Raw genomic sequence first — 25,343 nt, forward strand, 5'->3', positions numbered from 1 at the left:
GGTGGGATGAGTACTCCGGTGAGACCCGGAACCGACAGCGGGCTCAGCCGTCGAGTCGTACGACCCGCACGACCCCCGCGGGCACCGCCAGGCGGCCCGCGGCACGTTCACCCGTCAGCAACTCGGTCCCGTGCGCGTCCAACGGCACCTTGACGTCCGAGGAGCCGTGGTTGATCGCGAACAGATAGGTGCCCGACTCCCCCGCCCGCCGCACCACCTCGACGTCCCGCGGCAGATCGGCGCGCGGCGCGATGCCCGCGTCGTCCAGGGCCCAGCCCAGCAGCGCGTCCAGCCCCTGGGCGTCGAGGCGCGTCGACACGTACCAGGCCGATCCCTCGCCCAGTCGGTGCCGGGTCACCGCGGGATGGCCCGCGGCCGGGCCGTCGGCGTACGTCCACACGGTCTCGGCGTCGCGCGGCACCACGAACTCGGTCCACACGTCCCCCGTGAGCTCGGAGCCGTCGGGCCCGACGACACGGACGCTCTCACCGGGCAGCAGCGGCGAGAACTCCTCGACGGTCAGCCCGAGAACGTCCCGCAGGGCGCCGGGGTACGGGCCCTCGTGCACGGCGTCGTGCTCGTCGACGATGCCGGAGAAGTAGGAGACGACGAGGGTGCCGCCGTTCTCGACGTACGCGCGCACATTGTTCCCGGCGGCCTTGGTCATCAGGTACAGCGCGGGCACGACGACAAGGGGATAGGCCGACAAGTCGGCTTCCGGGTGGGCGAAGTCCACGGTGAGGTGGCGGTCGTAAAGGGCCTCGTAGAAGGCGTCGGCGCGCTCGCGGGCGTCGTGGTCCTCGGTGGGGCGCCACGCCAGGTTCTGCGCCCACCAGGAGTGCCAGTCCCAGAGGACGGCCACGTCGGCCAGGGTGCGGGTGGAGCGGATCGTCCTCAACGAGTCGAGAGACGCACCGAGTTCGACGACCTCGCGCCACACCCGCGACTCGGTGCCCGCGTGCGGCAGCATCGCCGAGTGGAACTTCTCGGCGCCGCGCCGGGACTGCCGCCACTGGAAGAACAGGGCGCCCTCGGAGCCGCGCGCCACATGGGCCAGGGAGTTGCGGGCCATCTGGCCGGGGGCCTTGGCCGGGTTGCGGGGCTGCCAGTTGACGCCGGACGTGGAGTGCTCCAGCAGCAGCCAGGGCGCGCCGCCCGCGACGGAGCGGGTGAGGTCGGCGGCCATGGCGAGGTTGACGTGGGTGCGGCGGCCGTCGGTGATCAGGTAGTGGTCGTTGGTGACGAGGTCGACCTCGCGGCCCCAGGCCCAGTAGTCGACGGAGTCACACTGGCTGAGCGCGGTCATGAAGTTGGTGGTGACCGGGATGCCGGGGGCGAGGCGGTGCAGGATGTCCCGCTCCGCGCAGAAGTTCTCCCGCATGGTCGCGTCGGCGAACCGTTTGTAGTCCAGGGCCTGGCCGGGGTTGCCGACGGTGGGGGCCAACCGGGGCGGGTTGATCTGCTCGAAGTCCGTGTAGTGCTGACCCCAGAAGGCGGTGCCCCAGGCCTCGTTGACCGCGTCGACCGTCTCGTACACGGCCGCCAGCCAGCGGCGGAAGTGCGCGGCGCAGGTGTCGCAGTAGCAGGCCGAGACAGGGACGCCGTACTCGTTGTGCACGTGCCACAGGGCGAGGGCCGGGTGGTCGGCGTACCGCTCGGCCAGCTTGGTGGTGATGTTCGCGGCGGCGGCCCGGTAGTCGGCGTTGCTGTGGCAGATGGCGCCGCGCGAGCCGAACTCGTACCGCGTGCCGTCGGCGGCCACGGGCAGTGCCTCGGGGTGCGCGCGGTAGAACCAGACGGGCGGTACGACGGTCGGTGTGCCGAGGTCGGCGCGTATGCCGTTCTCGTGCAGCAGGTCCAGCAGACGGTCGAGCCAGGCGAAGTCGTTCGCGCCCGGTGAGGGCTCCAGCAAGGCCCAGGAGAAGATCCCGACGCTCACCATGGTGACGCCCGCCTCGCGCATCAGCCGGACGTCCTCGTGCCAGACGCCTTCCGGCCACTGCTCGGGGTTGTAGTCCCCGCCGAAGGCGAGCCTGGTGAGGCCCGTGGGGGTGGTCTCCGGCATCGAACTCTCCCGCTCAATCGATCATTTGGGAACGTGCACATACGGCGCCGGGTGGCGCTCGCCTTACATAACCGCACAGAAACAACCATTGACAAGGGTCGTGAGTGTTTCTCTACTGTGAACGCTCACAAACGCAGGGGGAGGTCCTCGCCGAGGGCGAGGACCCCAGGTCAGGGGAGAGCGATCCATGCCCAACACGAAGCAACGCCGCTTTGTGGCCACCGCCGTCGCCGTGGCCCTCGGTGCCACCACGCTCGCCGCCTGCGGCGGGTCCGACGACAGCGAGGCCCAGTCCGGACCCGCACAGCTGACGTACTGGACCTGGACGCCAGGCATGGACAAGGTCGTGGACCTGTGGAACAAGGGTCCCGGCAAGGAGCAGGAGATCACCGTCACGGTCAAGAAGCAGGCCTCGGGCGACACCCTCGTCACCAAGATCCTCACCGCGCACAAGGCCGGCAAGGGCCCCGACCTGGTACAGGCCGAGTACCAGGCGCTGCCGACCCTGGTGAGCAATGACGCGGTCGCCGACATCTCGGGCGACGCCGAAGGCGCGAAGGGCAAGTTCGCCGAGGGCGTCTGGCAGCAGACGACGCTGGGCACGGACGCGGTGTACGCGATACCCCAGGACATCGGGCCGATGATGTTCTACTACCGCGAGGACCTGTTCGAGAAGTACGGCCTGACGGTCCCGACGACCTGGGACGAGTTCGCCGAGACGGCCCGCGCGCTGAAGCGGAAGGCGCCGGACGTGGACCTGACCACCTTCTCCGCCAACGACTCCGGCCTCTTCGCGGGCCTCGCCCAGCAGGCGGGCGCCCGGTGGTGGACCACCGAGGGCGACACGTGGAAGGTGGGCATCGACGACGCGGCCAGTCAGAAGGTGGCCGACTTCTGGGGCGGTCTCGTCAAGGAAGGCGCCATCGACAACCAGCCGATGTACACACCGGCCTGGAACAAGGCTCTCAACACCGGCCGGCAGATCGCCTGGGTGAGCGCGGTCTGGGCGCCCGGCACCCTGACCACGGCCGCGCCGGACACCAAGGGCAAGTGGAGGATGGCGCCGCTGCCGCAGTGGTCGAAGGGTGATGACGTGACCGGCAGTTGGGGTGGCTCCTCCACCGCCGTCACCACGGACTCCCGGCACAAGGCGGCCGCCGCGAGATTCGCCGCCTGGCTGAACACCGACCGGGACGCGCTGACCGCGCTGGCGAAGGAGGGCGGCATCTACCCGGCTTCCACCAGCGCGCAGCTCAGTGACGCGTTCGCCGAGCCGCCGGCCTTCTTCTCGAACCAGACGGATTTCTACGCCAGTGCCGCCGGGATAGCGAAGACCACGGCGCCCTCCGCATGGGGCCCGAACGTGAACGTCGCGTACACAGCCTTCAAGGACGCGTTCGGCGCCGCCGCCAAGAGCAGGTCGGACTTCGGTGCGGCTCTGGGGAGGATGCAGGACGACACGGTCGCCGACCTGAAGAAGCAGGGCTTCGAGGTAGCCCAGTGACCAGCGCTCACCGGACGTCGTACGGGGCCGAGGGGGCCCCGTACGCTCTCCGCTCCCCCGCTTCCGCCCTCCGACGAGCGCGAAGCGCCCCCTTGTTCTTCCTCCTGCCCGCGGCAGTCCTGTTCGCCCTCTTCTTCGCGCTGCCCATCGGCTACGCGGTCTGGCTCAGCCTCCACAAGATCGAGGTCAAGGGCCTGGGCCTGGGCGCGGGTGCGCGGAGCGAGGTCTGGGCCGGCCTGGAGAACTACGCCGGCGCCCTGACGGATTCCGAGTTCCTGGGCGGCGCGCTGCGTGTGCTGGGCTACGGCGCCATCGTCATTCCGGTCATGCTCGGACTGGCGCTGCTCCTCGCGCTGATGCTGGACAGCGAGAAGGTGCGGCTCGCCTCCTTCACCCGGCTCGCCATCTTCCTGCCGTACGCCGTCCCGGGTGTCGTGGCGGCCCTGCTGTGGGGCTTCCTCTACCTGCCGGACGTCAGCCCCTTCTTCTTCGTGCTCGACAAACTCGGGCTGCCGCAACCGGACCTGCTGGACGGCGGCGGGCTGTACGCGGCGCTGTCGAACATCGCGGTGTGGGGCGGCACCGGCTTCAACATGATCGTCATCTACACGTCCCTGCGGGCGATCCCGGCCGAGGTGCACGAGGCCGCGAAGCTGGACGGCGCGACCCCGCTGCAGATCGCGCTGCGGATCAAGATCCCGATGGTGGCGCCCTCGCTGGTGCTGACCTTCTTCTTCTCGATCATCGCGACGCTCCAGGTGTTCAGCGAGCCGACCACCCTGAAGCCCCTCACCAACTCCGTCTCCACGACATGGAGTCCGCTGATGAAGGTGTACCAGGACGCCTTCGGCAAGGGGGACATCCACACGGCCGCCGCGGGCGCCGTCATCATCGCCGTGGCCACACTGGTTCTGTCCTTCGGTTTTCTGCGGGCCGCGGGCTCCCGATCCCGGCAGGGGGAAGCACGATGAGTTCTCCTGCCGTCGTCAAGGCCGCTCCGGTGGCGGGCAGCACACCCGGCGCCCTTCAGGGCCCCCGGTCGCGCCGCCGGATCGCGCTCGTCCCGACGCTGGCGCTGCTGCTGGGCGCGGTCTACTGTCTGCTGCCCGTGGCCTGGGTCGTGATCGCGGCCACCAAGTCCGGCAGCGAACTGTTCTCCACGTTCACCTTCCTGCCGGGCACCGGCCTCGCGGACAACCTGTCCGGCCTGAGCGCCTACCGCGACGGCGTCTACTGGCGGTGGATGGGCAACTCCGCCCTGTACGCGGGCCTGGGCGCCCTGCTGTCCACGGCCGTCTCCGCGATCAGCGGCTACGCGCTGGCGGTCTACCGCTTCCGGGGCCGCGAGACCGTCTTCAACATCCTGCTGACGGGCGTGCTGATGCCTCCGGTGATCCTCGCCGTCCCGCAGTACCTGCTGCTGGCCCGGATCGATCTGGCGGACACCTACTGGTCGGTGCTGCTGCCGCTGGTCCTGTCGCCGTACGGCGTGTACCTGTCCCGGATCTACGCGGCCGCCGCCGTGCCCGGTGACGTGGTCGAGGCGGGGCGCGTGGACGGGGCGGGCGAGTGGCGGATCTTCACCCGGATCGCCCTGCCGATGATGGTGCCGGGCCTGGTGACCGTGTTCCTGTTCCAGTTCGTGGCGGTGTGGAACAACTTCCTGCTGCCGTACATCATGCTCAGCGACGACGAGAAGTTCCCGATCACGCTGGGTCTGTTCACCCTCCTCGAACAGGGCTCCAACACCCCGGCCCTCTACACCCTGGTGATCACGGGCGCGCTGCTCGCGGTGCTCCCGCTGATCGCGCTGTTCCTGGTCGTCCAGCGGTTCTGGAGCCTCGACCTGTTGTCCGGAGCCGTAAAGTCATGACCATGAGCAACACCGCGGGACGGCGCAGACCGCCGACCATCCACGACGTGGCGCGCGTGGCGGGGGTCTCCCGGGGCACCGTGTCACGCGTGCTCAACGGCGGCCACCACGTCAGCCCGGCGGCCCAGGAAGCGGTCAACGCGGCGATCCGCAAGACCGGTTACGTGGTGAACCGGCACGCCCGCTCACTGATCACGGGTCGCTCCGACTCGATCGGCTTCCTGCTGACCGAACCCCAGGAAAAGCTGTTCGAGGACCCCAACTTCAACGTCCTGCTGCGCGGTTGCACGCAGGCGCTGGCCGCGCACGACATCCCCCTGCTGCTGATGCTGGCCGGTACGGAGGACGAACGGCGCCGCATCACGCGGTACATCACGGCGGGCCACGTCGACGGCGTGCTGCTGGTGTCCAGCCACTCCGGGGACCCGGTCGCCGAGGAACTGCGCGAGGCGGGGGTGCCTCTCGTCCAGTGCGGCAAGCCGATGGGGCTCGGCTCCAAGGTGAGTTACGTGGCGGCGGACGACCGGGACGGCGCCCGTGACATGGTGCGCCATCTGCTGTCGCTGGGCCGCCGCCGCATCGGTGTCGTGACCGGTCCACTGGACACGCCGGGTGGTGTGGAGCGCCTCGCCGGGTACAAGGAGGTGCTCTCGGAGGCGGGCGTCGAGGTCGACGAGCGGCTCGTCGTCACCGGCGACTACAGCCGGGCCAGCGGTGGGGCCGGCGCCGAGCGGCTGCTGGAGCGGGCGCCGGACATGGATGCCGTGTTCGTCGCCTCGGACCTGATGGCGCAGGGCGTCCTGACCGCGCTGCGCCGGGCGGGCCGCCGGGTTCCGGAGGACGTGTCCGTGGGCGGCTTCGACGACTCCCCCGCGGCGACGGAGTCCGCCCCCGCCCTCACGACGATCCGCCAGCCCTGGGACCGGATCAGCAGCGAGATGGTGCGGGTCCTGCTGGCGCAGATCGGCGGCGACGACCCCGCGGCGGTGATCCTGCCGACGGTGCTGGTGCGCCGGGACTCGACCTGAGGGCTCCGCCCCCCGGGCGTGAGCGAAGACCCGTCAGGATCGAAGAAGCGGGCACCGTCCCCCCGGCCTAGCGTGGGACTGCCGACGGAATCCCGTCGGTGCGACAGGCGACAGGACCGAGCGAGGAGTACGCCATGACCCGCGGTCTCACCACCATCATCTATCCCGTCAAGGATCTCGACCAGGCAAAGGCGCTGTTCAGCGAGTTGCTCGGCACGCCCTACGCGGACTCGGCCTACTACGTCGGCTTCAGGGACGCCGGACAGGAAGTCGGCCTGGACCCGCACGGGCACTCCAGGGGCATGACAGGGCCGGTGCCGTACTGGCACGTCTCCGATATCAGGTCCACCCTGGCGGCCCTCCTCGCTGCCGGGGCCGAGACCCTGCACGACGTGCGCGACGTGGGCGGCGGCAGGCTGATCGCCTCGGTGAAGGACCCTGACGGGAACCTGATCGGGCTGATGCAGCAGGCTCCCGCGGAGTGACGGCCTTCCCTGGCCCCCGCCCCAGCCGGATGCACCTGCACTAGTTGCACGCGCAACAAACGTTCACCTGTCTGTTACCGTGCAGGTATGGCAGCGAACACGGCCGACGCCCAGCTTGAGGAGCAGTGGCGGGACATCCTGTCGGTGCACGCGCGCACGATGTGCGAGATCGACCGCGCCCTGCACCCGCACGGCCTCGGCGCCAGCGACTTCGAAGTGCTCGACATCCTCGCCTCGGGCACGGTCGCGCACAAGGGTGAGCAGTGCCGGGTGCAGAACATCGCCGACCGGGTCCACCTCAGCCAGAGCGCGCTGTCCCGTCTCATCAGCCGTCTGGAGAAGGACGGTCTGGTGGAGCGCTCGGTCTGCCAGGAGGACCGGCGCGGAGTGTGGGTCGTCCTCACCCAGAAGGGACGTGCCCTGCACGCCGAGGTCCTGCCCCTGCAACGGGCCGTCCTGTCCCGCATGTTGCGGCGCCAGGGCCCCTTCTGAGGGATCAGGGCGTTATCGACGCCGGCCTCGACCCCCGCAAGGCCCTCTGAAAGAGCCTTGCCGGGGTGTGCGCTTGGTTTCTCAGCTCTGTGGCCTCGCCAGCAGCGTGCGTACGCCCTCGGAGTCGAGGGTCAGCCCGTGCGGCGAGCTGGCGTCTATGGTCAGCGACAGGTCCGCGTCGGGCCACTGCGAGGCGAGGGCCCCGAGGGGCACCAGGCGGTAGCGCGAGACGAACGGCAGCAGGTCGGCCATCTCCAGTTCCGAGGTGAACACGGGTACGACCTGTTCTCCGCCCGACTGCTCCAGCACCGGAAGTGCCACCACCGTCGGGTCGGAGGCGTCGTCCCCGGCATCGTCCGGCACGGGGACCAGCACGTCCGACTCGGCGAGCGTGTCGAGCGCGGGACCCCTGTCCCCGGTGTTCAGGGCGAGCACGGTGAGCGCCTCCTGCGCCGGTGTCACGGCCTGGGGCGCGTTGTTGTCGTTCGAGGGTGTGTCCATGGCAGATCCCCGGGTAGTGGCGGGTGGGCAACCCGGGACGCCTGCCGTCCCGGGCGCAACGCCCGTCGCGTACCCGGCCAGGACCCGGGCAATCCTGTACGAGGCCGCATCCCCGGAGTAATGCCGCATGCGCTGTCCGTTGCGGCGGCAGGCCACCTCTCCAGGTGAAAATCGACCAGTAGTGGTGACCCGTGCCCACGCGCCCGCGGCACAGCCGTGCCTAGCGTGGGCGCATGCCGATGCAACCCTGGTTCACCGACGCCAAGCTGGGCATTTTCATCCACTGGGGCATCTACGCCGTGGAAGGGGTGCCGGAGTCCTGGTCCTTCTACTGGGGCGAGGTCCCCCATGAGCGGTACATGCGACAGCTCGACGGATTCACGGCGTCCCGGTACGACCCGCGCGCCTGGGCGGAGCTGTTCGCCCGCGCCGGCGCCCGGTACGCGGTGCTCACGGCCCGGCACCACGACGGCGTCGCTCTGTGGGACACCGCGCACGGCGACCTGAACGTCGTCCGGCGTACCCCGGCCGGCCGCGACCTGATCGCGGGATACGTGGAGGCGCTGCGCGAGCAGGACCTCAAGGTGGGCCTGTACTACTCGCACTCCGACTGGAACCACCCGGACTACGCGAGCGTCCGGCACCCCGGGATCGACGAGTGGCCGGACACCTATCCGGGCGGCAACGACGCCAATCCCTACTCCCACGCCGAGGCCGGCAAGGAGGACCCCGCCGCCTGGGCGCGGTTCCTGGCGTACCGCGACGCCCAGGTCGGTGAGCTCGTCCAGCGGTTCCGCCCCGACCTGCTGTGGTTCGACGGCGAGTGGGAGCGCACCGAGGAGCAGTGGCGGATCGGTGAGCTCGCCGAACTGATCCTCGCGGAGAACCCGAAGACCGTCCTCAACGCCCGCATGCTCAGCCACGGCGACTACTCCACCCCCGAGCAGGGCGTCCCGCTCCAGGCGCCGGACGGGCCCTGGGAGCTGTGCCTGACGATCAACGACTCGTGGGGCTTCCAGCACCAGGACCACCACCACAAGTCGGTGCGCCAGCTGGTGCGTTACTTCGCCGAGACGATCGGCATGGGCGGCAATCTGCTGCTCGACGTCGGGCCCCGGGAGGACGGGACGATCCCCGCCGAGCAGGTCGAGCGGCTGGAGGCGCTCGGCGCGTGGATCGGGCGGCACTCCGAGGCCGTGTACGGGACGGTCGCCGGGCTGCCCGCCGGGCACCACTACGGGCCGAGCACGCTGTCCGCGGACCGGCGCACCCTGTACCTGGTCTGCTTCGACGTGCCGCGTGAGGCGGTGTCGGTGCGCGGGCTGCGCAACCGCGTGCGGCGGGTCACGGTCCTGGGCACCGGTACCGAGCTGGGGCACCACGTCACCGGTGGGCTGGACGCCGTGCCGGGCGTGACGTGGATCGACGCGCCAGCCGAGGCCGACCTCGACGCGTACGCGACGGTACTGGCCGTCGAGCTGGACGGGGAGCTGGACGTCTACCGGGGTACGGGCCGGGACTGAGGGAGCACCGGGAGACGTCAGGACGCGGCCGCCGCGGCGGGGACCCCCAGGTCGCCCTCGACGTACTGGGCGCGGCCGAAGCCGAAGGACCAGTCGGCCGGGGTCTTCTCGACGTATCCGATGAAGACGTCCTCGCCGGCCACACCGATCCGCGCCAGCGAGGCGGCGATGGCCGCGTAGAGCCGCTGCTTGACCGCGGTCGAGCGGCCGCTCTGCGTGAAGATCTGGATCAGCACGCGGTCGTCGCCGCGTTCGAACCCCAGCCCGGCGTCGAGCGCGACGATCCGGCTCGCCTCGTGCTCGGTGACGATCTGGAAGCGGTCGCGTTCGGGGATGGCCAGCACGTCCACGACGGCCGAGTGGACGGCGTCGGCGACGGCCCGGACCCGGTCCTCGCTGCGGCCCTTGACGAGATCGATGCGGACCAGGGGCATGGAAGGACTCCTCGCTCGTGTCGGGGAGCTCTCGACGGGGAGCTCCGAGGTGCTTCCAGCGTGCTGTCCGCCCGCGTGATGCGTCAAAGACCTGGGTCTTCCTCCAGCGATAAGTTTTCCGAATACCTTGCGCATACAGTGAGGTCATGGAGGTTCGCACGCTGCGGTACTTCCTCGCTGTCGCCGAGGAGGAGTCGTTCACGCGGGCCGCGGCCCGCTGTCATGTCGCCCAGCCCGCCATCAGCCAGCAGATCCGCGCTCTGGAGCGCGAGTTGGGCGAGGCGCTGTTCGAGCGGGACTCGCGCACCGTCCGGCTGACCGACGCGGGCCGGGCCCTGCTGCCGCACGCGCGGTCCGTGTCGGCGTCCGTCGCCGCCGCGAAGGCCGAGTTCGCCGCCCGTTCCGGCCTGCTCACCGGCACCCTTGAGCTGGGTGCCGCCGACGGAGTGGAGAGCAGTAGTCTCCCGGCGCTGCTCGGCACGTTCCACCGGTTGTACCCGGGTGTCGGTGTGCAACTGGTGGAGGGATCGAGCGCCGGTCTGATCCCCCAGGTGCGGCAGGGCTCGCTGGACGCGGTGTTCGTGGCCGTTCCGCCGGAGGGGCTCGATCCGGGGTTCGGGCACCGGGTCCTCGTCCGCGACGAGATCGTGGCGCTGGTCGCCGCCGGGCGGCCCCAGGCGGAGCACGCCTCGCTGTCGCTGGAGGAGTTCGCCACCACCCCGTTGATCACCTACGGTCCGGACAGCGGGCTGTACACGCGGCTGCGCACGGCCTTCGAGGAGGCCCGGGTGCCCTTCCGGCCCGCGTACGCGACCAACCACGTGGCGCTGCAACTGGAGCTCGTCGCCGCAGGGGTCGGGATCGCTCTCGCCGCGGGCGCGGTCCGGGGCATCACCCGGGACCCGAGGGTCACCGTCGTGCCGGTGACGCCGCGGATCCCCTACGCCAAGGCGCTGATCTGGCGCGCGGGCCCGCACGCGTCGGCTCCGCTGCGGGCGCTGCTGGACCTGCCGCACCCGGCCGGCGAGTCTCCGGGCGGCGACCCGCGCTAGGTCCTGTCGTCAAACTCCCGTCGTCCGCCCGAAGGGCGGGCCGAGCGGCGTCTGGTGCGTGCTCTCGGCGTGCCGGGCGGAAGCCCTCGTACTGGATGTACTAGGGCTTTCGCCCGGTGCGGCGAGTGGGGGTACCTCCCACGCCCTCAAGGCAGTGGGGGAGCGTGCATGGCGTCGCGCGGCTGGGGGCACCTCCCACGCCCTTGAGGCAGTGGGGGAGGGAGTTTGACGACAGGGCCCAGTGACGGCTCACCCGCTCACGCGATCTCGACGAGGAGGTCGCCGCCCTCCACCTGCTGGATCCTGTTGATGGCGAGCCGCGACACCGTCCCGGCCTTCGGGGCGGTGATCGCGGCTTCCATCTTCATCGCCTCGATGGTGGCCACCGTGGCGCCCGCCGCGATCTCGTCGCCCTCGGCGACCGCGAGCGTCACCACTCCGGCGAACGGCGCCGCGACATGGCCGGGGTTGGCCCGGTCGGCCTTCTCCGTCACCGGGACGTCGGCAGCCGCGGCGGTGTCGCGCACCTGGATCGGCCGCAGTTGACCGTTCAGGGTGGACATCACGGTGCGCATACCGCGTTCGTCGGCCTCGCCGATGGCCTCAAGACCCATGAGAAGACGGACGCCGGGCTCCAGGTCGACGGCGTACTCCTTGCCGGGTCGCAGCCCGTAGAAGAAGTCCTTGCTGTCGAGGACGCTGGTGTCGCCGTACGTCTGGCGGTGTGTCTCGTAGTCGCGCGTCGGCCCCGGGAAGAGCAGTCGGTTGAGTGTGGCGCGCCGGTCCTTCTCCAGCCCGTCCCGGTCCTCCTCGGTCAGTTCCTGTGGGGGCTTGGGCTCGGCGCGGCCCTCAAGTGCCTTGCTGCGGAAGGGCTCCGGCCAGCCGCCGGGCGGGTTGCCCAGCTCGCCGCGCAGGAAGCCGATGACGGAGTCCGGGATGTCGTAGGAGTTCGGCGCCGCCTCGAAGTCCTCCGGCTTCACCCCCGCGCCCACCAGGTGCAGGGCGAGGTCGCCGACCACCTTCGACGACGGGGTGACCTTGACCAGGCGGCCGAGCATCCGGTCGGCGGCGGCGTACATGGCCTCGATGTCCTCGAAGCGGTCGCCGAGGCCGAGTGCGACGGCCTGGGTACGCAGGTTGGAGAGTTGCCCGCCGGGGATCTCGTGGTGGTAGACGCGCCCGGTCGGCGAGGCGAGGCCCGCCTCGAAGGGGGCGTAGATCTTGCGGACGCTCTCCCAGTACGGCTCCAGGTCCCCGACGGCCTGGAGGTCCAGGCCGGTGGGGCGCTCGGAGTGGTCGGTCGCGGCCACGATCGCCGACAGCGACGGCTGCGAGGTGGTGCCCGCCATGGACGCCACCGCCCCGTCCACCGCGTCCGCGCCGGCCCCGGTCGCCGCCAGGTAGGTGGCGAGCTGGCCGCCCGCGGTGTCGTGGGTGTGGATGTGGACGGGGAGGTCGAACTCGCGGCGCAGCGCGGAGACGAGCTTCGCGGCGGCCGGGGCGCGGAGCAGGCCCGCCATGTCCTTGACGGCCAGGACATGGGCGCCCGCGGCCACGATCTGCTCGGCGAGGCGGAGGTAGTAGTCGAGGGTGTACAGGCGCTCCGACGGATCGGACAGGTCGGAGGTGTAGCACAGGGCGACCTCGGCGACGGCCGTGCCGGTCTCGCGCACGGCGTCGATGGCGGGCCTCATCTGGCCGATGTCGTTGAGCGCGTCGAAGATGCGGAAGATGTCGATGCCGGTGGCCGCGGCCTCGTGGACGAAGGCGTCGGTCACCTCGGTCGGGTACGGCGTGTAGCCCACGGTGTTGCGGCCGCGCAGCAGCATCTGGAGGCAGATGTTCGGTACGGCCTCGCGCAGCCGGGCCAGGCGCTCCCACGGGTCCTCGGCGAGAAAACGCAGGGCGACGTCGTAGGTGGCGCCGCCCCAGCACTCCAGGGACAGCAGCTGCGGCAGGGTGCGCGCCACCACGGGGGCGACGGCGAGCATGTCCTTCGTACGGACCCGGGTGGCGAGCAGCGACTGGTGGGCGTCGCGGAACGTGGTGTCGGTGACGCCGATCGTCGGTGACGCGCGCAGCCAGCGGGCGAAGCCCTCGGGGCCGAGGTGGGTGAGCTGCTGCTTGGAGCCGGCGGGCGGCTCGGTGCCGTCGGGGCGCGGAAGTTTGGTGGTGGGGTCGATCAGGTCGGGGCGCTCGCCGTGCGGCTTGTTCACCGTGACGTCGGCCAGATAGGTGAGCAGCTTGGTGCCGCGGTCGGCGGAGTGGCGTGCCGTCAGCAGGTGCGGCCGCCGCTCGATGAACGACGTGGTGACCCGCCCGGCCTGGAAGTCGGGGTCGTCCAGCACCGCTTGCAGGAACGGGATGTTGGTGGCCACGCCACGGATACGGAACTCGGCCACGGCGCGCCGGGCCCGCTTGACCGCGGTGGTGAAGTCCCGTCCGCGGCAGGTGAGTTTGACCAGCATGGAGTCGAAGTGCGCGCTGATCTCCGTACCGGCGTGGGTGGTGCCGCCGTCGAGGCGGATGCCCGAGCCGCCCGGCGAGCGGTAGGCGCTGATCCTGCCGGTGTCGGGGCGGAAGCCGTTGGCCGGGTCCTCGGTGGTGATGCGGCACTGGAGGGCGGCGCCGCGGAGGTGGACCGTCTCCTGCGTCAGCCCGAGGTCGGCCAGCGTCTCGCCGGCGGCGATCCGCAGCTGCGACTGCACGAGGTCCACGTCGGTGACCTCCTCGGTCACCGTGTGCTCGACCTGGATGCGCGGGTTCATCTCGATGAAGACGTGGTTGCCGTCGCGGTCGAGCAGGAACTCCACCGTGCCCGCGTTGCGGTAGCCGATCCGCTCGGCGAACCGTACGGCGTCGGCGCAGATCCGCGTCCGGAGTTCCGGGTCGAGGTTCGGGGCGGGGGCGAGTTCGATCACCTTCTGGTGGCGGCGCTGCACCGAGCAGTCGCGCTCGAAGAGGTGGATGACGTTGCCCTGCCCGTCGGCGAGGATCTGTACCTCGATGTGGCGGGGCTCGACGACGGCCTTCTCCAGGAACACGGTGGGGTCGCCGAACGCGGACGCCGCCTCGCGGGCCGCCGCCTCGATGGACTCGCGCAGCCGGTCGGGGTCCTCGACCCGCCGCATGCCGCGCCCGCCACCGCCGGCGACGGCCTTGACGAACACCGGGAAGCCGATGTCTCCGGCGGCGCGGACCAGCTCGTCCACGTCGGTGGAGGGGGCGGAGGAGCCGAGCACCGGTACCCCGGCCTCCCGGGCGGCGGCCACCGCGCGCGCCTTGTTGCCGGTGAGTTCCAGGATCTGTGCGCTCGGGCCGACGAACGTGATGCCCGCCTCCTCGCAGGCGCGGGCCAGTTCCGGGTTCTCGGACAGGAATCCGTACCCCGGGTAGACGGCGTCGGCCCCGGCCAGGCGGGCCGCGCGGACGATCTCCTCGACCGAGAGGTACGCCCGCACCGGATGGCCCGGCTCGCCGATCTCGTACGCCTCGTCGGCCTTCAGCCGGTGCAGCGAGTTCCGGTCCTCGTAAGGGAAGACGGCGACCGTCCTCGCGCCCAGCTCGAAGCCGGCACGGAACGCGCGAATCGCGATCTCTCCACGGTTGGCGACCAGCACCTTGCGGAACATGCCTGATCCCTTCAGCCTGCCGGTGACGAAACCATCGTGTCGGCGACGCCCCCTGCCGCGCCAGGCGAAGCCCGGCTCCTCACCAGCGGTGCGACGCCCGGCCTCTCGTCCGGCGGCAAGAGTAGGGGCCCAGCAGTGGGTTTCTGAAGGGCTGGGGGTCGTCGATCACATCACTTCAGAGGTCCGCCGGCGCCGCGCGCTCGGCGCCATCGGACTCGGGGCGCCGAGGCGCCGGGGTCAGGGAGACACCCAGGGCGGCATGTTGTACGGCGTGACCACCTGGATCGCCGAGGGCAGGGCGGGCCCCTCGTCGGGCAGGGCCCTGTGGGCGCGCATGATGGTCTGGCAGGCGCGGCGCATGTCCTGGCGCAGGTCGTGATGGAGGACGGCGGACAGCCGGCGCTCGCGCAGCAGCCGGGTGTTGTCGTGGTCCAGGTCGTGGGCGACGAACACCGCACACTCACGTCCGAGAGCGTCGAAGGCGTCGAGGGTCGCGGCGTTGCCGCCTCCGGCGGAGTAGACGGCGACGATGTCCTCGTCCTGCCCCAGCGCCGCCAGGACGAGGTCGCGCTGGGTGGCGTCCAGACCATCGCTGTCGGTGACCTCCACCAGGGACCGCTGGGGGTGAGCGAGCCGCATCGCGCTGCGGAAACCCATCTCGCGCTCCTCCTCACCCCGGAAGAAGCCCCTGCTGATGGTGATGAGCACATGGCCGGGCCGGTCACCGAGCCACTGTCCGACGAGGTAGGCGGCGGTGGCCCCGGCCGCGCGGTTGTCGATGCCGACGTATGCCAGGCGGGCGCTGCCGGGCAGGTCGGTGACCAGGGTGACGACGGGGATACCGGCCGCGACCAGCCGGCCGACGGCCGCACCGGTCTCCGGCAGGTCCGGGGCCTTGAGGATCACTCCCTGCGATCCCCGCTTGGCGATCTTGTCCATGACGGCGATCAGTTCCGATGCGGGGCCGGTCTCCCGGAAGTGGAAGCGCGAGCGCACGACCGCCGGGTGCAGGGCCGGCAGTTCGGCCTCCAGAGCGTTCCGTACAGCCGTCGAGAACCGCTCCGGGGTCTGCATCACGATGTCGATCATGAAGGTGCGCCCGCCGATGCGTACCTGGGTCCGCTGACGGTCCAGGTCCTTGATCGCCTGGTGGACCTCCATGACCGTGCTCTCCCGGACGCCTCCCCGGCTGTTGAGGACCCGGTCCACCGTGGCCTCGCTCAGCCCGGCCTGACGGGCGATCTCCCTGATCGGATACGGATGCCGCATGACTGTTCCCGAGCTTCCCGAGAGTGGATGACGGACGGTTGGCGACGGTGTGCCGATGACGGGTTTTTGATGGGTTTCTGCGGATTGAATGACGGTCGCCGGTTCATCAGACTGGCAGAAAAGCAGGCATGGCGAAAGGACCGGGGATGTCCCCCACAGACGCGGGATCACGGACTTGGCTCAGCGAGGACGACTGCGATCTCGACACGTTCCGCTCGCTGGTCGAGCAGGACACCGACCCACAGGCGTATCCCTCGGCGGAGCGGACCGAGCAGAACGTGCCGGTGTACGACAGCGAGCGGCTCCGCGCCCTCACGGTCACGCCGGAGGGCCGCCGTGCGGTGCGGAGTGAGCTGGTGCGGGCCCTGCTGGACGGGCCCGGTGTCGTGGTCCTCAAGGCCGCCTACACGGACCCGGCCGTCGTGGACCGTGCGTCCGAGGCCTTCGACGCGCTGATCGAGGAGGAGCGCGCGACGGGCACGGCGCGCGGCGACCACTTCGCCGAGCCGGGCGCCAACGACCGGGTCTGGAACGCCCTGGACAAGGTGGCGGTACGCGCCCCGGAGGTTTTCGCCGACTACTACGCGGGCGACATGCTGGAGCTGGTCGCTCAGGCCTGGCTCGGCCCCGCCTACCAGGTGACCTCGCAGGTCAACGTGGTCAACCCGGGCGGCGCCGCACAGAGCGTCCACCGCGACTACCACCTGGGCTTCCTCACCCAGCAGCAGGCGGCCGCCTATCCCGCGCACGTCCACCGCCTCTCCCCGGTGCTGACCCTGCAGGGAGCGGTGGCGCACTGCGACATGCCGGTCGAGTCGGGGCCGACGCTGTTCCTGCCGCACTCGCAGAAGTACGAGCCGGGCTATCTGGCCTTCCGCCTCCCGGAGTTCATCGCGTACTTCGACGAGCACCACGTCCAGTTGCCGCTGGAGAAGGGCGACGCGGTGTTCTTCAACCCGGCGCTCTTCCACGCCGCCGGGCACAACCGTTCGGCAGGCATCCGGCGCATGGCGAACCTGCTGCAGATCTCGTCCGCGTTCGGACGCTCCATGGAGTCGGTGGACCGGGAGGCGATGGTGAACGCGGTGTTCCCGGTGCTGCTGCGCCGCAAGGCCGAGGGTGCCCCTGAGGGGTGGCTGCGGCGGGTGGTGGCCGCCACCGCCGAGGGCTACCCGTTCCCCACCAACCTCGACCTCGACCCGCCGGTCGGCGGGCTCGCTCCGCCGTCCCAGGCGGACATCGTCTGGCAGGCCGTCACCGAGGAATGGACCCCCGAGCGGCTGAGCCAGGAACTGCAAGCGGCCGCCAAGCGCCGCCGGAGCTGAAGGAGACCACGGACTCATGGGACTGCTCGATGACAAGGTCGTCCTCGTCAACGGCGGCAGCCAGGGCGTCGGCGCGGGCATCGTGAGGGCGGCCGTACGCGAGGGAGCGACCGTCGCGTTCACGGGACGCCGGGTGGGGCTCGGCGAGAAGCTCGCCGCGGACACGGGCGCCCACTTCCTGGCCGCGGACCTCTCGGACCCGGAGCAGGCGCGCGACAGCGTCGTACGGACGGTGGCCGGGCACGGTCGCGTCGACTGTCTCGTCAACGCGGCCGGGCTGACCTCGCGTGGGTCACTGCTGGACACGCCTCCGGAGCTGTTCGACGCGCACATCGCGATCAATCTGCGGGCGCCGTTCTTCGCGATGCAGGCGGCGGTTCAGCATCTGCTCGACCGCAGGGCGCCGGGCACCATCGTCAACATCATCACGTCCTCCTCGCACGGCGGACAGCCCTTCCTCGCCCCCTACGTCGCGGCCAAGGCCGGCCTCGCCGGGCTGACCCGCAACGCCGCCCACGCGCACCGCTGGGACCGTGTCCGCATCAACGGCCTCAACATCGGCTGGACGGACACCGAGGGCGAGGACGCGACCCAGCGCGCCTTCCACGGCGCCGGCGACGACTGGCGGGAGAAGGCCGCCCAGTCGCAGCCGATGGGCAAGCTCGGCCAGGTCGACGAAATCGCCGACTTCGTCGTGTTCCTGCTGTCCGACCGCAGCGGGGTGGTCACCGGATCGGTGATCGACTGGGACCAGATAGTGTTCGGCGGGCTTGACTGAACCGCCCCCTGGGCTGAAGGAGCAAGATCATGCGTTTGGGCATCATGGGGCTGGGCCGGATCGGCGCGTTCCACGCGGAAACCCTGTCCGGGCTCGATGTGGTGGACTCCCTGGTGGTGACCGACCCGGTGGCCGCGGCCGCCTCGTCCGCCGCCGAGCGGTTCGGAGCGACGGCCGTGGACTCCCCCGAGGCCGTGTTCGCCGCCGGTGTCGACGGCGTCGTCATCGCCGCCGCGACCGACGCGCACCCCGAGCTGATCCTCGCCGCCGTCAAGGCGGGCGTCCCGGTCTTCTGCGAGAAGCCCGTGGCCAAGGGTGTCGAGGAGAGCCTGGAAGTGCTGCGCGCCGTCGAGGACGGCGGTGTCGAGGTGCACATCGGCTACAACCGCCGCTTCGACGCGGGCTGCGTCGCAGCGCGGAACGCCGTGGTGAGCGGCGAGCTCGGCCCGCTGCACACCGTACGGTCCACCACCCTGGACCCCGCCCCTCCCCCGGCCGCCTACGTGGCCGTCTCCGGGGGCATCTTCCGCGACTGCAGCGTCCACGACTTCGACATCGTGCGCTGGGTGACGGGCCGCGAGGTGGTCGAGGTGTACGCGACCGGCGGCAACCGGGGCGCGGACTACATCGCGGCGGCGGGTGACGTCGACACGGCGTCCGCGCTGCTCACCTTCGACGACGGAACCATCGGCGTCATCTCCAACTCCCGGCACAACGCGCGCGGTTACGACGTGCGGCTGGAGCTGCACGGCATGAAGGACAGCATCGCGGTGGGCCTGGAGGACCGGCTGCCGCTGCGCTCGGTCGAGCCGGGGGTCACGTTCCCCTCGGGCACGCCGCACACCTTCTTCATGGACCGCTTCGCCGACGCATACCGTGCGGAACTGACCGCGTTCACCGAGGTCGTGGCGGGCACCCGGCCCTCCCCCTGCACGGTGGCGGACGCGATCGAGGCGAGCTGGATCGCCGAGGCGTGCACGCTGTCGCTGCACGAGCACCGGCCCGTACGCCTGGAAGAGGTACGCAAGGCATGACGGACGAACCGCTGCGGATCGGGGTGCTGGGCGCGGCCCGCATCGCCGGGCTCGCGATCGTCGGCCCCGCCCGCGCGGGCGGCCACCGCCTCGTCGCGGTGGCCGCCCGCGACCACGCCCGCGCCACCGCCTTCGCGGAACAGCACGGCGTGGAGCGGGTCGTCGGCTCGTACGCCGAACTCGTCGCCGACCCCGAGGTCGAGGTGGTCTACAACCCGCTCGCCAACGGTCTCCACGGACCGTGGAACATGGCCGCCGTCGCCGCCGGCAAGCATGTGCTGACGGAGAAGCCGTCCGCGAGCAACGCGGAGGAGGCGGCCGAGGTGCACAAGGCCGTCACGAAGGCGGGCACCGTCTTCATGGAGGGCTTCCACTACCTGTTCCACCCGGTCACCCGGCGACTCCACGAACTGCTGGAGAGCGGGGAGCTGGGCGAACTCCGGCACGTGGACACGGTGATGGCGATGCCCGCGCCCCCGGGGAGTGACCCCCGCTGGTCGCTCCCGCTCGCCGGTGGCGCCCTGATGGACGTGGGCTGCTACGCCCTGCACGCCCAGCGGATGGTCGCCCCCTGGGCGGGCGGCGCGCCCCGTCTGGTCGCCGCACGTGGCGGCGAGCGGGCCGACGCTCCCGGGGTCGACGAATGGCTGGACGCCGACCTGGAGTTCCCGAACGGTGCGACCGGCAGCGCCCGCTGCCACATGGCGCACCACGAGGTGCGGTTCAGCTGCCGGATCGTGGGCAGCCGGGGCGAGGCCACGGCGTTGAACTTCGTCCAGCCGCATCTGGACGACCGGGTCGTGGTGCGCACGGCAGCCGGTGAGCGCACCGAGGAACTCGGCCGCCGGTCCTCGTACACCTACCAGCTCGACGCCTTCGCCGCCCATCTGCGGGAGGGCGCGCCCGTCGCTCTGGACGCCGACGACGCGCTGACCACCATGCGCCTCATCGACGACTGCTACCGAGCGGCGGGCTTCCCCGTCCGGCCGCGGAACCCACCCGCGCCCACGGGGTGAGAAGCAAAGAGGAGGGGGTGGCACCGGTGCGGCGCCACCCCTTCCTGCCCCGTCCGGTCTACGCGTAGAAGGCGGGCCGCTCGATCATCTCGACCTCGACGCGCCGCCCCTCCCGCTGGGCCGACACTCCCGCCTCGCACACGGCCGCCGCCGCGTAGCCGTCCCACACGCTGGGTCCGGTGACCTCACCGCGCCGGGTGGCGTCCACCCACGCCTGGACCTGACGGTCGTACGCGTCCGCGAAACGCTCCAGATAGTCCGGCGTGACGCGGCCGCCCCACCGGCCGTCGGCGCTGACCCTCGGGCCGCCCTCGTCACCGATGCGTACGGTGCCCCGCTCGCACACCGCTTCGGCCCGCACCTGGTAGCCGTTGCCGCAGTGACCGAAGATCTCGACGTCGACGAGCGCGCCCGACTCCGTTTCGAACAGGACGAGTTGCGGGTCGTCCATGCCTTCGGGCGCGTACGACGACGGGGCCGGCTTGAGCACGGTGACCGCGGTGATCTCCTGGCCGAGGAGCCAGCGAGTCACGTCCATCTCGTGCACCACGGAGTCGTTGATGAGCATCTCGTTGGTGAACCACGGTGGCATCGACGGGTTGCGGTGCCGGTGGTGCAGCATCAGCGCCCTGCCCAGTTCCCCACCGTCGAGGAGCCGTTTGAGTTCGGCGTACTCGGCGTCGTACCGCCGCATGAAGCCCACCTGGATGCGCCGGTGCCCGAGCCGCCGCTCCGCCTCCAGCACCCGGAGCGCGGAGGCCGCGTCGGGGGTGAGCGGCTTCTCGCACAGGACGGGCAGGTCGCGGTCGAGGGCTTCGAGCAGCGCCGCCTCGTGGGCGGGTCCGGGCGAGGCGATGAGGACGGCGTCCACGTCCGGTGCCGCCATGGCGGCCACGGGTTCGGTGTACGCCCGGCACCCGTCCATCGTGGCGGCCAGGGCCTCGGCCCGCTCCTCGTCGAGGTCCACGACCGCGGTCACCCGTGCGCCGCTGATGACCCGCTGAATCCGGCGCACATGGTCGGCGCCCATCTTTCCGGTGCCGACGACCGCGACGCTCAGCGTTCCCCGAGACGGCATGTTGCCCCCCGCAATACCGAGCGCAGGTGCTCGGCGCTGGCCCACACGTCCTCGACCGGGCCCTTCTGCCGGGGTTCCTCGGTGAGGATCGTGTCCTGTTCCAGGACGTACCAGCCGTCGTACCCGCGTGCGCTGAGGTGGGTCACGATGGCCTGGACGTCGACGTCGCCGGCGCCCAGGGGGCGGTACATGCCCTCGCGCACGGCCTCCGTGTAGGAGAGACGGCCGGACTGGACCTTGGCGGCGAGGGAGGCGTCCACGTCCTTCATATGGGTGTGGGCGATCCGTTCGGGTGCCTGGCGGGTGAGTTCCGCGGGGTCGGTGCCGCCGATGAGCAGGTGGCCGGTGTCGAGACACAGGGAGATCGCCGAGTGCTCCAGAACGCGCCGTACCTCGTCGCCGTTCTCGATCATCGTGCCCACGTGCGGGTGCAGGACGGCCCGTACGCCGCGTTCGGCGGCCAGGGACGACAGCCGGTCGAGGTTGGACAGCAGCAGCTTCCAGCCGTCCGCGTCGAGTTCGGGGCGGGAGTCGTAGCCGTCCTGGCCGGTGACGGCCGACAGGACGAGCACGTCCGCCTTCGAGGCGGCGTAGCTCTCCAGCAGTTGTTCCACCTCGGGCACGGGATCGTGGCCGGGGATGTGGAGCAGGAGCGGAGTGAAGCCGCCGACGGCCTGGAGGTCGTGGTGGGCGAGGATCTCGGCCATGGCGTCCGGTTCGCCGGGCAGGAAACCCTCAGGGCCGATCTCGGTGGCGGCGAGGCCGACCTCACGCATCTCCTTCAGGACGCGTTCCGGGGTCAACTGGTGGCCCCAGCCGGGAACTTCGCACACGCCCCAGGAGATGGGCGCACCGGCGATCCTGTGCTGCGACGGGGTGTTCATGCCGTGGCCTTTCGGTCGGTCCAGTCGGGGCCCGCGCCCGCGGCGGGCGGGCGGCGGTGGCCGGTTCGGGCGGGCGGGCCGTTCACCTGGACGCAAACGTAGGCGCGGCGCCAGGTAATACTGAAGAGGCAGAACCCATCATTAACCCATCATTGGGCAGATCTTCTTCCCCTCATTCCTGCGCCTCGGACGCACCCTTGGGAGGAGATCCCACGGCGTCGTAGTGTCGGGTCACGATCAACCCCCGCCTCACCGCACCGCCCCGCACAGCCCAGGCCGCCCCGCAGAAGGAAACGCAGACCACATGGGTACGTCAGCCGTCCAGTCCCGCACGATCGCCTTCATCGGCCTCGGCATCATGGGTTCCCCCATGGCCGCCAACCTCGTCCGGGCCGGGCACACCGTCGTCGGACACAACCGGAGCCGCCCGCCGGTGGACCGTCTGGTCGAGGCGGGAGGCCGGGCGGCGGACAGCGTGGCGGCCGCGGTCGCCGAGGCGGACGTCGTCATCACGATGCTTCCCGCGGACCCGCAGGTCACCGAGGTCGTCCTCGGCGAGAGCGGCGTTCTGGCCCACGCCCGTCCGGGCACCCTCGTCATCGATATGAGCAGCGTCAGCCCCCGGACCGCCGTCGCGATCGCCGAGGCGGGCAGGGACAAGGGCGTCCGGGTCCTGGACGCCCCGGTGTCCGGTGGTGAGGCCGGTGCCGTCGAGGCCGTGCTGTCCATCATGGTCGGCGGTGACGCGGCAGACTTCGCCGAGGCCGAACCGCTCTTCGGCGCGCTCGGCACGACCGTCGTCCACGTGGGCCCGCACGGCGCCGGGCAGACCGTCAAGGCCGCCAACCAGCTCATCGTCGCGGTCAACATCCAGGCCCTGGCCGAGGCGGTCGTCTTCCTGGAGAAGGCGGGCGCCGATCTCCCCTCCGCCCTGGAGGTGCTCGGCGGCGGTCTGGCCGGTTCCACGGTTCTCGCCCGCAAGAAGGACGCCATGCTGAACCGGGACTTCAAGCCGGGCTTCCGCATCGACCTGCATCACAAGGACATGGGCATCGTCACCGACGCGGCCCGTGCCACGGGCGCCGTCCTCCCCCTCGGTGCCCTCACCGCCCAGCTGATGGCCGCCGCCCGCGCGGGCGGCGACGGCCCGCTCGACCACTCCGCCCTGCTGCGCGGGGTGGAACGGCTCTCGGGCCGAACCCCGGAGTGAGCGCGACGCCGCGAACACAACCGAACTGACGGGTGCGGGGACTACTCCCAGACGACGACGTTGCGCCGTACCGGCACCGCGGAGGGGTCGGTGGCGAACAGTTCGGGCGAATGCGCTCTGATGCGTTCGATGTCGCTGAAGACGGCCCGCAGATGTGTGCGCATCGCCGTGCGCGCCAGCGTCACGTCCCCGCCCACCACCGCGTCGAAGATCTCCCGGTGCTGGTCCGCGAAGACCGCGGGGGACACGTTCTCGTACAGGCCCAGACGGCGGGCGCGGTCCAGATGCCCCTTGGCGGCGGCGACGGTCGTCCAGGCGTTCGCGTGGCCACTCAGCCGCATCAGGCCCTGGTGGAACGCCTCGTCCAGTTCGAAGAACTCCTCGATTCCGAGGCCCTCTCGCTGCTGACGTTCGAGGTTGTCGCGCAGTTCCTGGAGGACCGCGTCGTCCAGTTCCGGGGGCAGGTCGTCCAGCGCGGCCAGCTCGACCGCCTCCCGCAGGAACTGCGCGTCGGAGACCTGGGCCGGGTCCACCCTTGAGACGAACGAACCGATCTGCGGGAAGACCTGGACGAGGCCTTCCTGGGCCAGGAGGATCAGGCTCTCCCGCACCGGCGTACGGCTGACGCCCAGCGACGCCGCGAGCTCGTTCTCCGACAGCGCGGCGCCCGGCGGGAGTTGGAGTGTCAGCACCATCTGACGCAGCGTCACATAGATCTCGTGCCGACCGGTCCGTCTGGTCCGCTGCCGTTTGGGTTGGGCCATGGGCTCATCGTATCGCCAGGATCATGACCATCCGGCACACGTCCGGGGAGCTCCTCCCCCCTGGAAAGAACCAGGCCAGAGGCATTGCCGAAACTCTACGACAAGTGCTTGCATACAAGCACTGGCCGACAGCACGGTGCTCGTGCCGGCCGACCGACCATGCCGCTGCCGTTAGGAGAGCTCTTCCGTGAGCAGGATCGAGCGCGTCGAGGTGTTCGTCGCCTCCCCCGGGCGCACGTTCGTCACGCTGCGCATCACCACCACCGACGGAGTGACCGGCCTCGGTGACGCCACGCTCAACGGCCGCGAACTGGCCGTGGCGAGCTATCTGCGCGACCACGTGGCCCCCCTGCTGATCGGCAGGGATCCGGCGCGGATCGAGGACGTCTGGCAGTACCTGTACCGGGGTGCGTACTGGCGGCGCGGGCCGGTCACCATGACCGCCATCGCCGCCGTCGACACCGCCCTGTGGGACATCAAGGGCAAGACCGCGGGGCTGCCCGTCTACCAGCTCCTCGGCGGCCGGTCACGGGACGGCGTGCTCGTCTACTCGCACGCCAGCGGCACCGACGTACCGTCCCTGCTCGACGACGTCGAGCGGTACCTCGAACTCGGCTACAAGGCGGTACGGGCCCAGGCGGCGGTACCCGAGGTCGGCGGCACCTACGGCGTGCGCAAGGGCAAGCTGTACGAGCCCGCGGCGAGCGACCTGCCCGACGAACAGCCCTGGGACACCGAGGCCTACCTCGGCTTCGCGCCGACGTACCTGGAGGCCGTACGGGAGCGCTTCGGCTTCGGCTTCCACCTGCTGCACGACATTCACCACCGGCTGACGCCAATCGAGGCGGCCCGCTTCGGCAAGAGCGTCGAGGGCTGCCGCCTGTTCTGGATGGAGGACCCGACCCCGGCCGAGAACCAGGAGGCGTTCCGGCTCATACGGCAGCACACCACGACACCGATCGCCGTGGGCGAGGTCTTCAACTCGATCTGGGACGTCCAGCAGCTGATCACCGAGCAGCTCATCGACTACGTGCGGACCACCGTGGTCCATGCCGGCGGTATCACGCATCTGCGCCGGATCTTCGACCTCGCCGCGCTGTACCAGGTCCGGACCGGTTCGCACGGCGCCACCGACCTCTCCCCCGTCAGCATGGCGGCCGCCGTGCACCTCGACATCGCCGTGCCGAACTTCGGCATCCAGGAGCACATGGGCCACCCGGACGAGGCCGCCGAGGTCTTCCGGACGGGCGTCACCTTCGCCGACGGGATGCTGCACCCCTCCGACGAGCCCGGACTCGGAGTGGAGTACGACGAGAAGGCCGCCGAACGCTTCCCCTACCAGCGGCGCTATCTGCCGGTGGCGCGCCGCCTCGACGGCTCGGTGCACGACTGGTGA

Annotated in this window: 22 protein-coding genes; 14 read left to right on the top strand and 8 right to left on the bottom strand. The window is 70.8% G+C overall.

Features of this window, described 5'->3' with window-relative positions; genetic code table 11:
• Positions 1-43: 43 nt before the first annotated feature.
• Positions 44-2,065, bottom strand: coding sequence for a beta-galactosidase (locus tag IE262_RS02570; RefSeq protein ID WP_189870941.1), 2,022 nt, complete (start codon positions 2,063-2,065; stop codon positions 44-46).
• Between the two features lie 187 nt (positions 2,066-2,252).
• Between IE262_RS02570 and IE262_RS02575 the strand changes: the two genes are divergently transcribed.
• The 6 genes from IE262_RS02575 (at position 2,253) to IE262_RS02600 (ending at position 7,447) form a co-directional block, all read left to right on the top strand.
• A complete protein-coding gene (locus IE262_RS02575) occupies positions 2,253-3,569 on the top strand; it encodes an ABC transporter substrate-binding protein (RefSeq protein WP_189870943.1) in 1,317 nt (438 codons plus the stop codon).
• Complete coding sequence (locus tag IE262_RS02580; RefSeq protein WP_189870945.1) at positions 3,566-4,540, top strand: carbohydrate ABC transporter permease; 975 nt, start codon at positions 3,566-3,568, stop codon at positions 4,538-4,540. Before IE262_RS02575 ends, IE262_RS02580 begins: the two co-directional genes overlap by 4 nt.
• Positions 4,537-5,442: a carbohydrate ABC transporter permease gene (locus IE262_RS02585; RefSeq protein WP_189870947.1), complete on the top strand. Its 906-nt coding sequence runs from the start codon at positions 4,537-4,539 to the stop codon at positions 5,440-5,442. The genes IE262_RS02580 and IE262_RS02585 overlap by 4 nt, the downstream gene beginning before the upstream one ends.
• Positions 5,439-6,470, top strand: coding sequence for a LacI family DNA-binding transcriptional regulator (locus IE262_RS02590; RefSeq protein ID WP_189870949.1), 1,032 nt, complete (start codon positions 5,439-5,441; stop codon positions 6,468-6,470). The genes IE262_RS02585 and IE262_RS02590 overlap by 4 nt, the downstream gene beginning before the upstream one ends.
• Positions 6,471-6,604: 134 nt before the next feature.
• Positions 6,605-6,955 (top strand): VOC family protein, encoded by a 351-nt coding sequence (locus IE262_RS02595; RefSeq protein WP_134043987.1) that lies wholly within the window; start codon positions 6,605-6,607, stop codon positions 6,953-6,955.
• An 87-nt stretch (positions 6,956-7,042) separates the two neighbouring features.
• Positions 7,043-7,447 (top strand): MarR family winged helix-turn-helix transcriptional regulator, encoded by a 405-nt coding sequence (locus IE262_RS02600; protein WP_189870951.1) that lies wholly within the window; start codon positions 7,043-7,045, stop codon positions 7,445-7,447.
• Between the two features lie 81 nt (positions 7,448-7,528).
• On the opposite strand, the gene IE262_RS02605 is transcribed toward IE262_RS02600, so the two are convergent.
• A complete protein-coding gene (locus tag IE262_RS02605; protein ID WP_134043993.1) occupies positions 7,529-7,948 on the bottom strand; it encodes an SseB family protein in 420 nt (139 codons plus the stop codon).
• A gap of 233 nt (positions 7,949-8,181) precedes the next feature.
• On the opposite strand from IE262_RS02605, the gene IE262_RS02610 reads away from it, so the two are divergent.
• On the top strand, positions 8,182-9,471 hold the full coding sequence (locus IE262_RS02610) for an alpha-L-fucosidase (protein WP_134043996.1): 1,290 nt from the start codon (positions 8,182-8,184) through the stop codon (positions 9,469-9,471).
• Between the two features lie 17 nt (positions 9,472-9,488).
• On the opposite strand, the gene IE262_RS02615 is transcribed toward IE262_RS02610, so the two are convergent.
• Entirely contained in the window at positions 9,489-9,905 is a 417-nt protein-coding gene (locus tag IE262_RS02615) for a tautomerase family protein (protein ID WP_189870953.1), read from the bottom strand.
• Positions 9,906-10,051: 146 nt separating this feature from the next.
• Here IE262_RS02615 and IE262_RS02620 point away from each other — a divergent pair, with 146 nt between their 5' ends.
• Complete coding sequence (locus IE262_RS02620; RefSeq protein ID WP_189870955.1) at positions 10,052-10,957, top strand: LysR family transcriptional regulator; 906 nt, start codon at positions 10,052-10,054, stop codon at positions 10,955-10,957.
• A gap of 257 nt (positions 10,958-11,214) precedes the next feature.
• On the opposite strand, the gene IE262_RS02625 is transcribed toward IE262_RS02620, so the two are convergent.
• Both IE262_RS02625 and IE262_RS02630 read right to left on the bottom strand, forming a co-directional pair.
• The gene (locus tag IE262_RS02625) at positions 11,215-14,589 is read right to left on the bottom strand and encodes a pyruvate carboxylase (RefSeq protein ID WP_189870957.1); all 3,375 of its coding nucleotides are present in this window, start codon (positions 14,587-14,589) and stop codon (positions 11,215-11,217) included.
• A 237-nt stretch (positions 14,590-14,826) separates the two neighbouring features.
• On the bottom strand, positions 14,827-15,858 hold the full coding sequence (locus tag IE262_RS02630) for a LacI family DNA-binding transcriptional regulator (protein ID WP_134030261.1): 1,032 nt from the start codon (positions 15,856-15,858) through the stop codon (positions 14,827-14,829).
• Between the two features lie 146 nt (positions 15,859-16,004).
• Between IE262_RS02630 and IE262_RS02635 the strand changes: the two genes are divergently transcribed.
• The 4 genes from IE262_RS02635 to IE262_RS02650 are packed head-to-tail and all read left to right on the top strand — an operon-like array spanning position 16,005 to position 20,011.
• Positions 16,005-17,183 carry a phytanoyl-CoA dioxygenase family protein gene (locus IE262_RS02635; RefSeq protein ID WP_189870959.1) on the top strand — a complete coding sequence of 393 codons (1,179 nt, stop codon included), beginning with the start codon at positions 16,005-16,007 and terminating at the stop codon, positions 17,181-17,183.
• Positions 17,184-17,199: 16 nt separating this feature from the next.
• The gene (locus IE262_RS02640; protein ID WP_134030267.1) at positions 17,200-17,961 is read left to right on the top strand and encodes an SDR family oxidoreductase; all 762 of its coding nucleotides are present in this window, start codon (positions 17,200-17,202) and stop codon (positions 17,959-17,961) included.
• A gap of 29 nt (positions 17,962-17,990) precedes the next feature.
• Positions 17,991-18,995: a Gfo/Idh/MocA family protein gene (locus IE262_RS02645; protein WP_189870962.1), complete on the top strand. Its 1,005-nt coding sequence runs from the start codon at positions 17,991-17,993 to the stop codon at positions 18,993-18,995.
• A complete protein-coding gene (locus IE262_RS02650) occupies positions 18,992-20,011 on the top strand; it encodes a Gfo/Idh/MocA family protein (protein ID WP_189870964.1) in 1,020 nt (339 codons plus the stop codon). Before IE262_RS02645 ends, IE262_RS02650 begins: the two co-directional genes overlap by 4 nt.
• 58 nt (positions 20,012-20,069) lie before the next feature.
• Here IE262_RS02650 and IE262_RS02655 read toward each other — a convergent pair whose 3' ends face one another.
• Together IE262_RS02655 and IE262_RS02660 are read right to left on the bottom strand one after the other, a co-directional pair.
• A complete protein-coding gene (locus IE262_RS02655; RefSeq protein WP_189870965.1) occupies positions 20,070-21,089 on the bottom strand; it encodes a Gfo/Idh/MocA family protein in 1,020 nt (339 codons plus the stop codon).
• A complete protein-coding gene (locus IE262_RS02660) occupies positions 21,068-21,973 on the bottom strand; it encodes a sugar phosphate isomerase/epimerase family protein (RefSeq protein WP_134030280.1) in 906 nt (301 codons plus the stop codon). The genes IE262_RS02655 and IE262_RS02660 overlap by 22 nt, the downstream gene beginning before the upstream one ends.
• Positions 21,974-22,277: 304 nt before the next feature.
• On the opposite strand from IE262_RS02660, the gene IE262_RS02665 reads away from it, so the two are divergent.
• The gene (locus IE262_RS02665) at positions 22,278-23,183 is read left to right on the top strand and encodes a 2-hydroxy-3-oxopropionate reductase (protein ID WP_189870967.1); all 906 of its coding nucleotides are present in this window, start codon (positions 22,278-22,280) and stop codon (positions 23,181-23,183) included.
• A gap of 41 nt (positions 23,184-23,224) precedes the next feature.
• On the opposite strand, the gene IE262_RS02670 is transcribed toward IE262_RS02665, so the two are convergent.
• Positions 23,225-23,947, bottom strand: coding sequence for a GntR family transcriptional regulator (locus IE262_RS02670; protein ID WP_189870970.1), 723 nt, complete (start codon positions 23,945-23,947; stop codon positions 23,225-23,227).
• A gap of 187 nt (positions 23,948-24,134) precedes the next feature.
• On the opposite strand from IE262_RS02670, the gene manD reads away from it, so the two are divergent.
• Positions 24,135-25,343: a D-mannonate dehydratase ManD gene (gene manD / locus IE262_RS02675; RefSeq protein ID WP_189870972.1), complete on the top strand. Its 1,209-nt coding sequence runs from the start codon at positions 24,135-24,137 to the stop codon at positions 25,341-25,343.

Source organism: Streptomyces bluensis, from assembly GCF_014650715.1.
GTDB classification, from domain to species: Bacteria; Actinomycetota; Actinomycetes; order Streptomycetales; family Streptomycetaceae; genus Streptomyces; species Streptomyces bluensis.

What these genes read in the sequence shown, in the direction of transcription:
- IE262_RS02570 (WP_189870941.1), bottom strand. Translation starts at nt 2,065, where the DNA reads ATGCCGGAGACCACCCCCACGGGCCTCACCAGGCTCGCCTTCGGCGGG.
- IE262_RS02575 (WP_189870943.1), top strand. Translation starts at nt 2,253, where the DNA reads ATGCCCAACACGAAGCAACGCCGCTTTGTGGCCACCGCCGTCGCCGTG.
- IE262_RS02585 (WP_189870947.1), top strand. Translation starts at nt 4,537, where the DNA reads ATGAGTTCTCCTGCCGTCGTCAAGGCCGCTCCGGTGGCGGGCAGCACA.
- IE262_RS02590 (WP_189870949.1), top strand. Translation starts at nt 5,439, where the DNA reads ATGACCATGAGCAACACCGCGGGACGGCGCAGACCGCCGACCATCCAC.
- IE262_RS02595 (WP_134043987.1), top strand. Translation starts at nt 6,605, where the DNA reads ATGACCCGCGGTCTCACCACCATCATCTATCCCGTCAAGGATCTCGAC.
- IE262_RS02600 (WP_189870951.1), top strand. Translation starts at nt 7,043, where the DNA reads ATGGCAGCGAACACGGCCGACGCCCAGCTTGAGGAGCAGTGGCGGGAC.
- IE262_RS02605 (WP_134043993.1), bottom strand. Translation starts at nt 7,948, where the DNA reads ATGGACACACCCTCGAACGACAACAACGCGCCCCAGGCCGTGACACCG.
- IE262_RS02610 (WP_134043996.1), top strand. Translation starts at nt 8,182, where the DNA reads ATGCCGATGCAACCCTGGTTCACCGACGCCAAGCTGGGCATTTTCATC.
- IE262_RS02615 (WP_189870953.1), bottom strand. Translation starts at nt 9,905, where the DNA reads ATGCCCCTGGTCCGCATCGATCTCGTCAAGGGCCGCAGCGAGGACCGG.
- IE262_RS02620 (WP_189870955.1), top strand. Translation starts at nt 10,052, where the DNA reads ATGGAGGTTCGCACGCTGCGGTACTTCCTCGCTGTCGCCGAGGAGGAG.
- IE262_RS02625 (WP_189870957.1), bottom strand. Translation starts at nt 14,589, where the DNA reads ATGTTCCGCAAGGTGCTGGTCGCCAACCGTGGAGAGATCGCGATTCGC.
- IE262_RS02630 (WP_134030261.1), bottom strand. Translation starts at nt 15,858, where the DNA reads ATGCGGCATCCGTATCCGATCAGGGAGATCGCCCGTCAGGCCGGGCTG.
- IE262_RS02635 (WP_189870959.1), top strand. Translation starts at nt 16,005, where the DNA reads ATGTCCCCCACAGACGCGGGATCACGGACTTGGCTCAGCGAGGACGAC.
- IE262_RS02640 (WP_134030267.1), top strand. Translation starts at nt 17,200, where the DNA reads ATGGGACTGCTCGATGACAAGGTCGTCCTCGTCAACGGCGGCAGCCAG.
- IE262_RS02645 (WP_189870962.1), top strand. Translation starts at nt 17,991, where the DNA reads ATGCGTTTGGGCATCATGGGGCTGGGCCGGATCGGCGCGTTCCACGCG.
- IE262_RS02650 (WP_189870964.1), top strand. Translation starts at nt 18,992, where the DNA reads ATGACGGACGAACCGCTGCGGATCGGGGTGCTGGGCGCGGCCCGCATC.
- IE262_RS02655 (WP_189870965.1), bottom strand. Translation starts at nt 21,089, where the DNA reads ATGCCGTCTCGGGGAACGCTGAGCGTCGCGGTCGTCGGCACCGGAAAG.
- IE262_RS02660 (WP_134030280.1), bottom strand. Translation starts at nt 21,973, where the DNA reads ATGAACACCCCGTCGCAGCACAGGATCGCCGGTGCGCCCATCTCCTGG.
- IE262_RS02665 (WP_189870967.1), top strand. Translation starts at nt 22,278, where the DNA reads ATGGGTACGTCAGCCGTCCAGTCCCGCACGATCGCCTTCATCGGCCTC.
- IE262_RS02670 (WP_189870970.1), bottom strand. Translation starts at nt 23,947, where the DNA reads ATGGCCCAACCCAAACGGCAGCGGACCAGACGGACCGGTCGGCACGAG.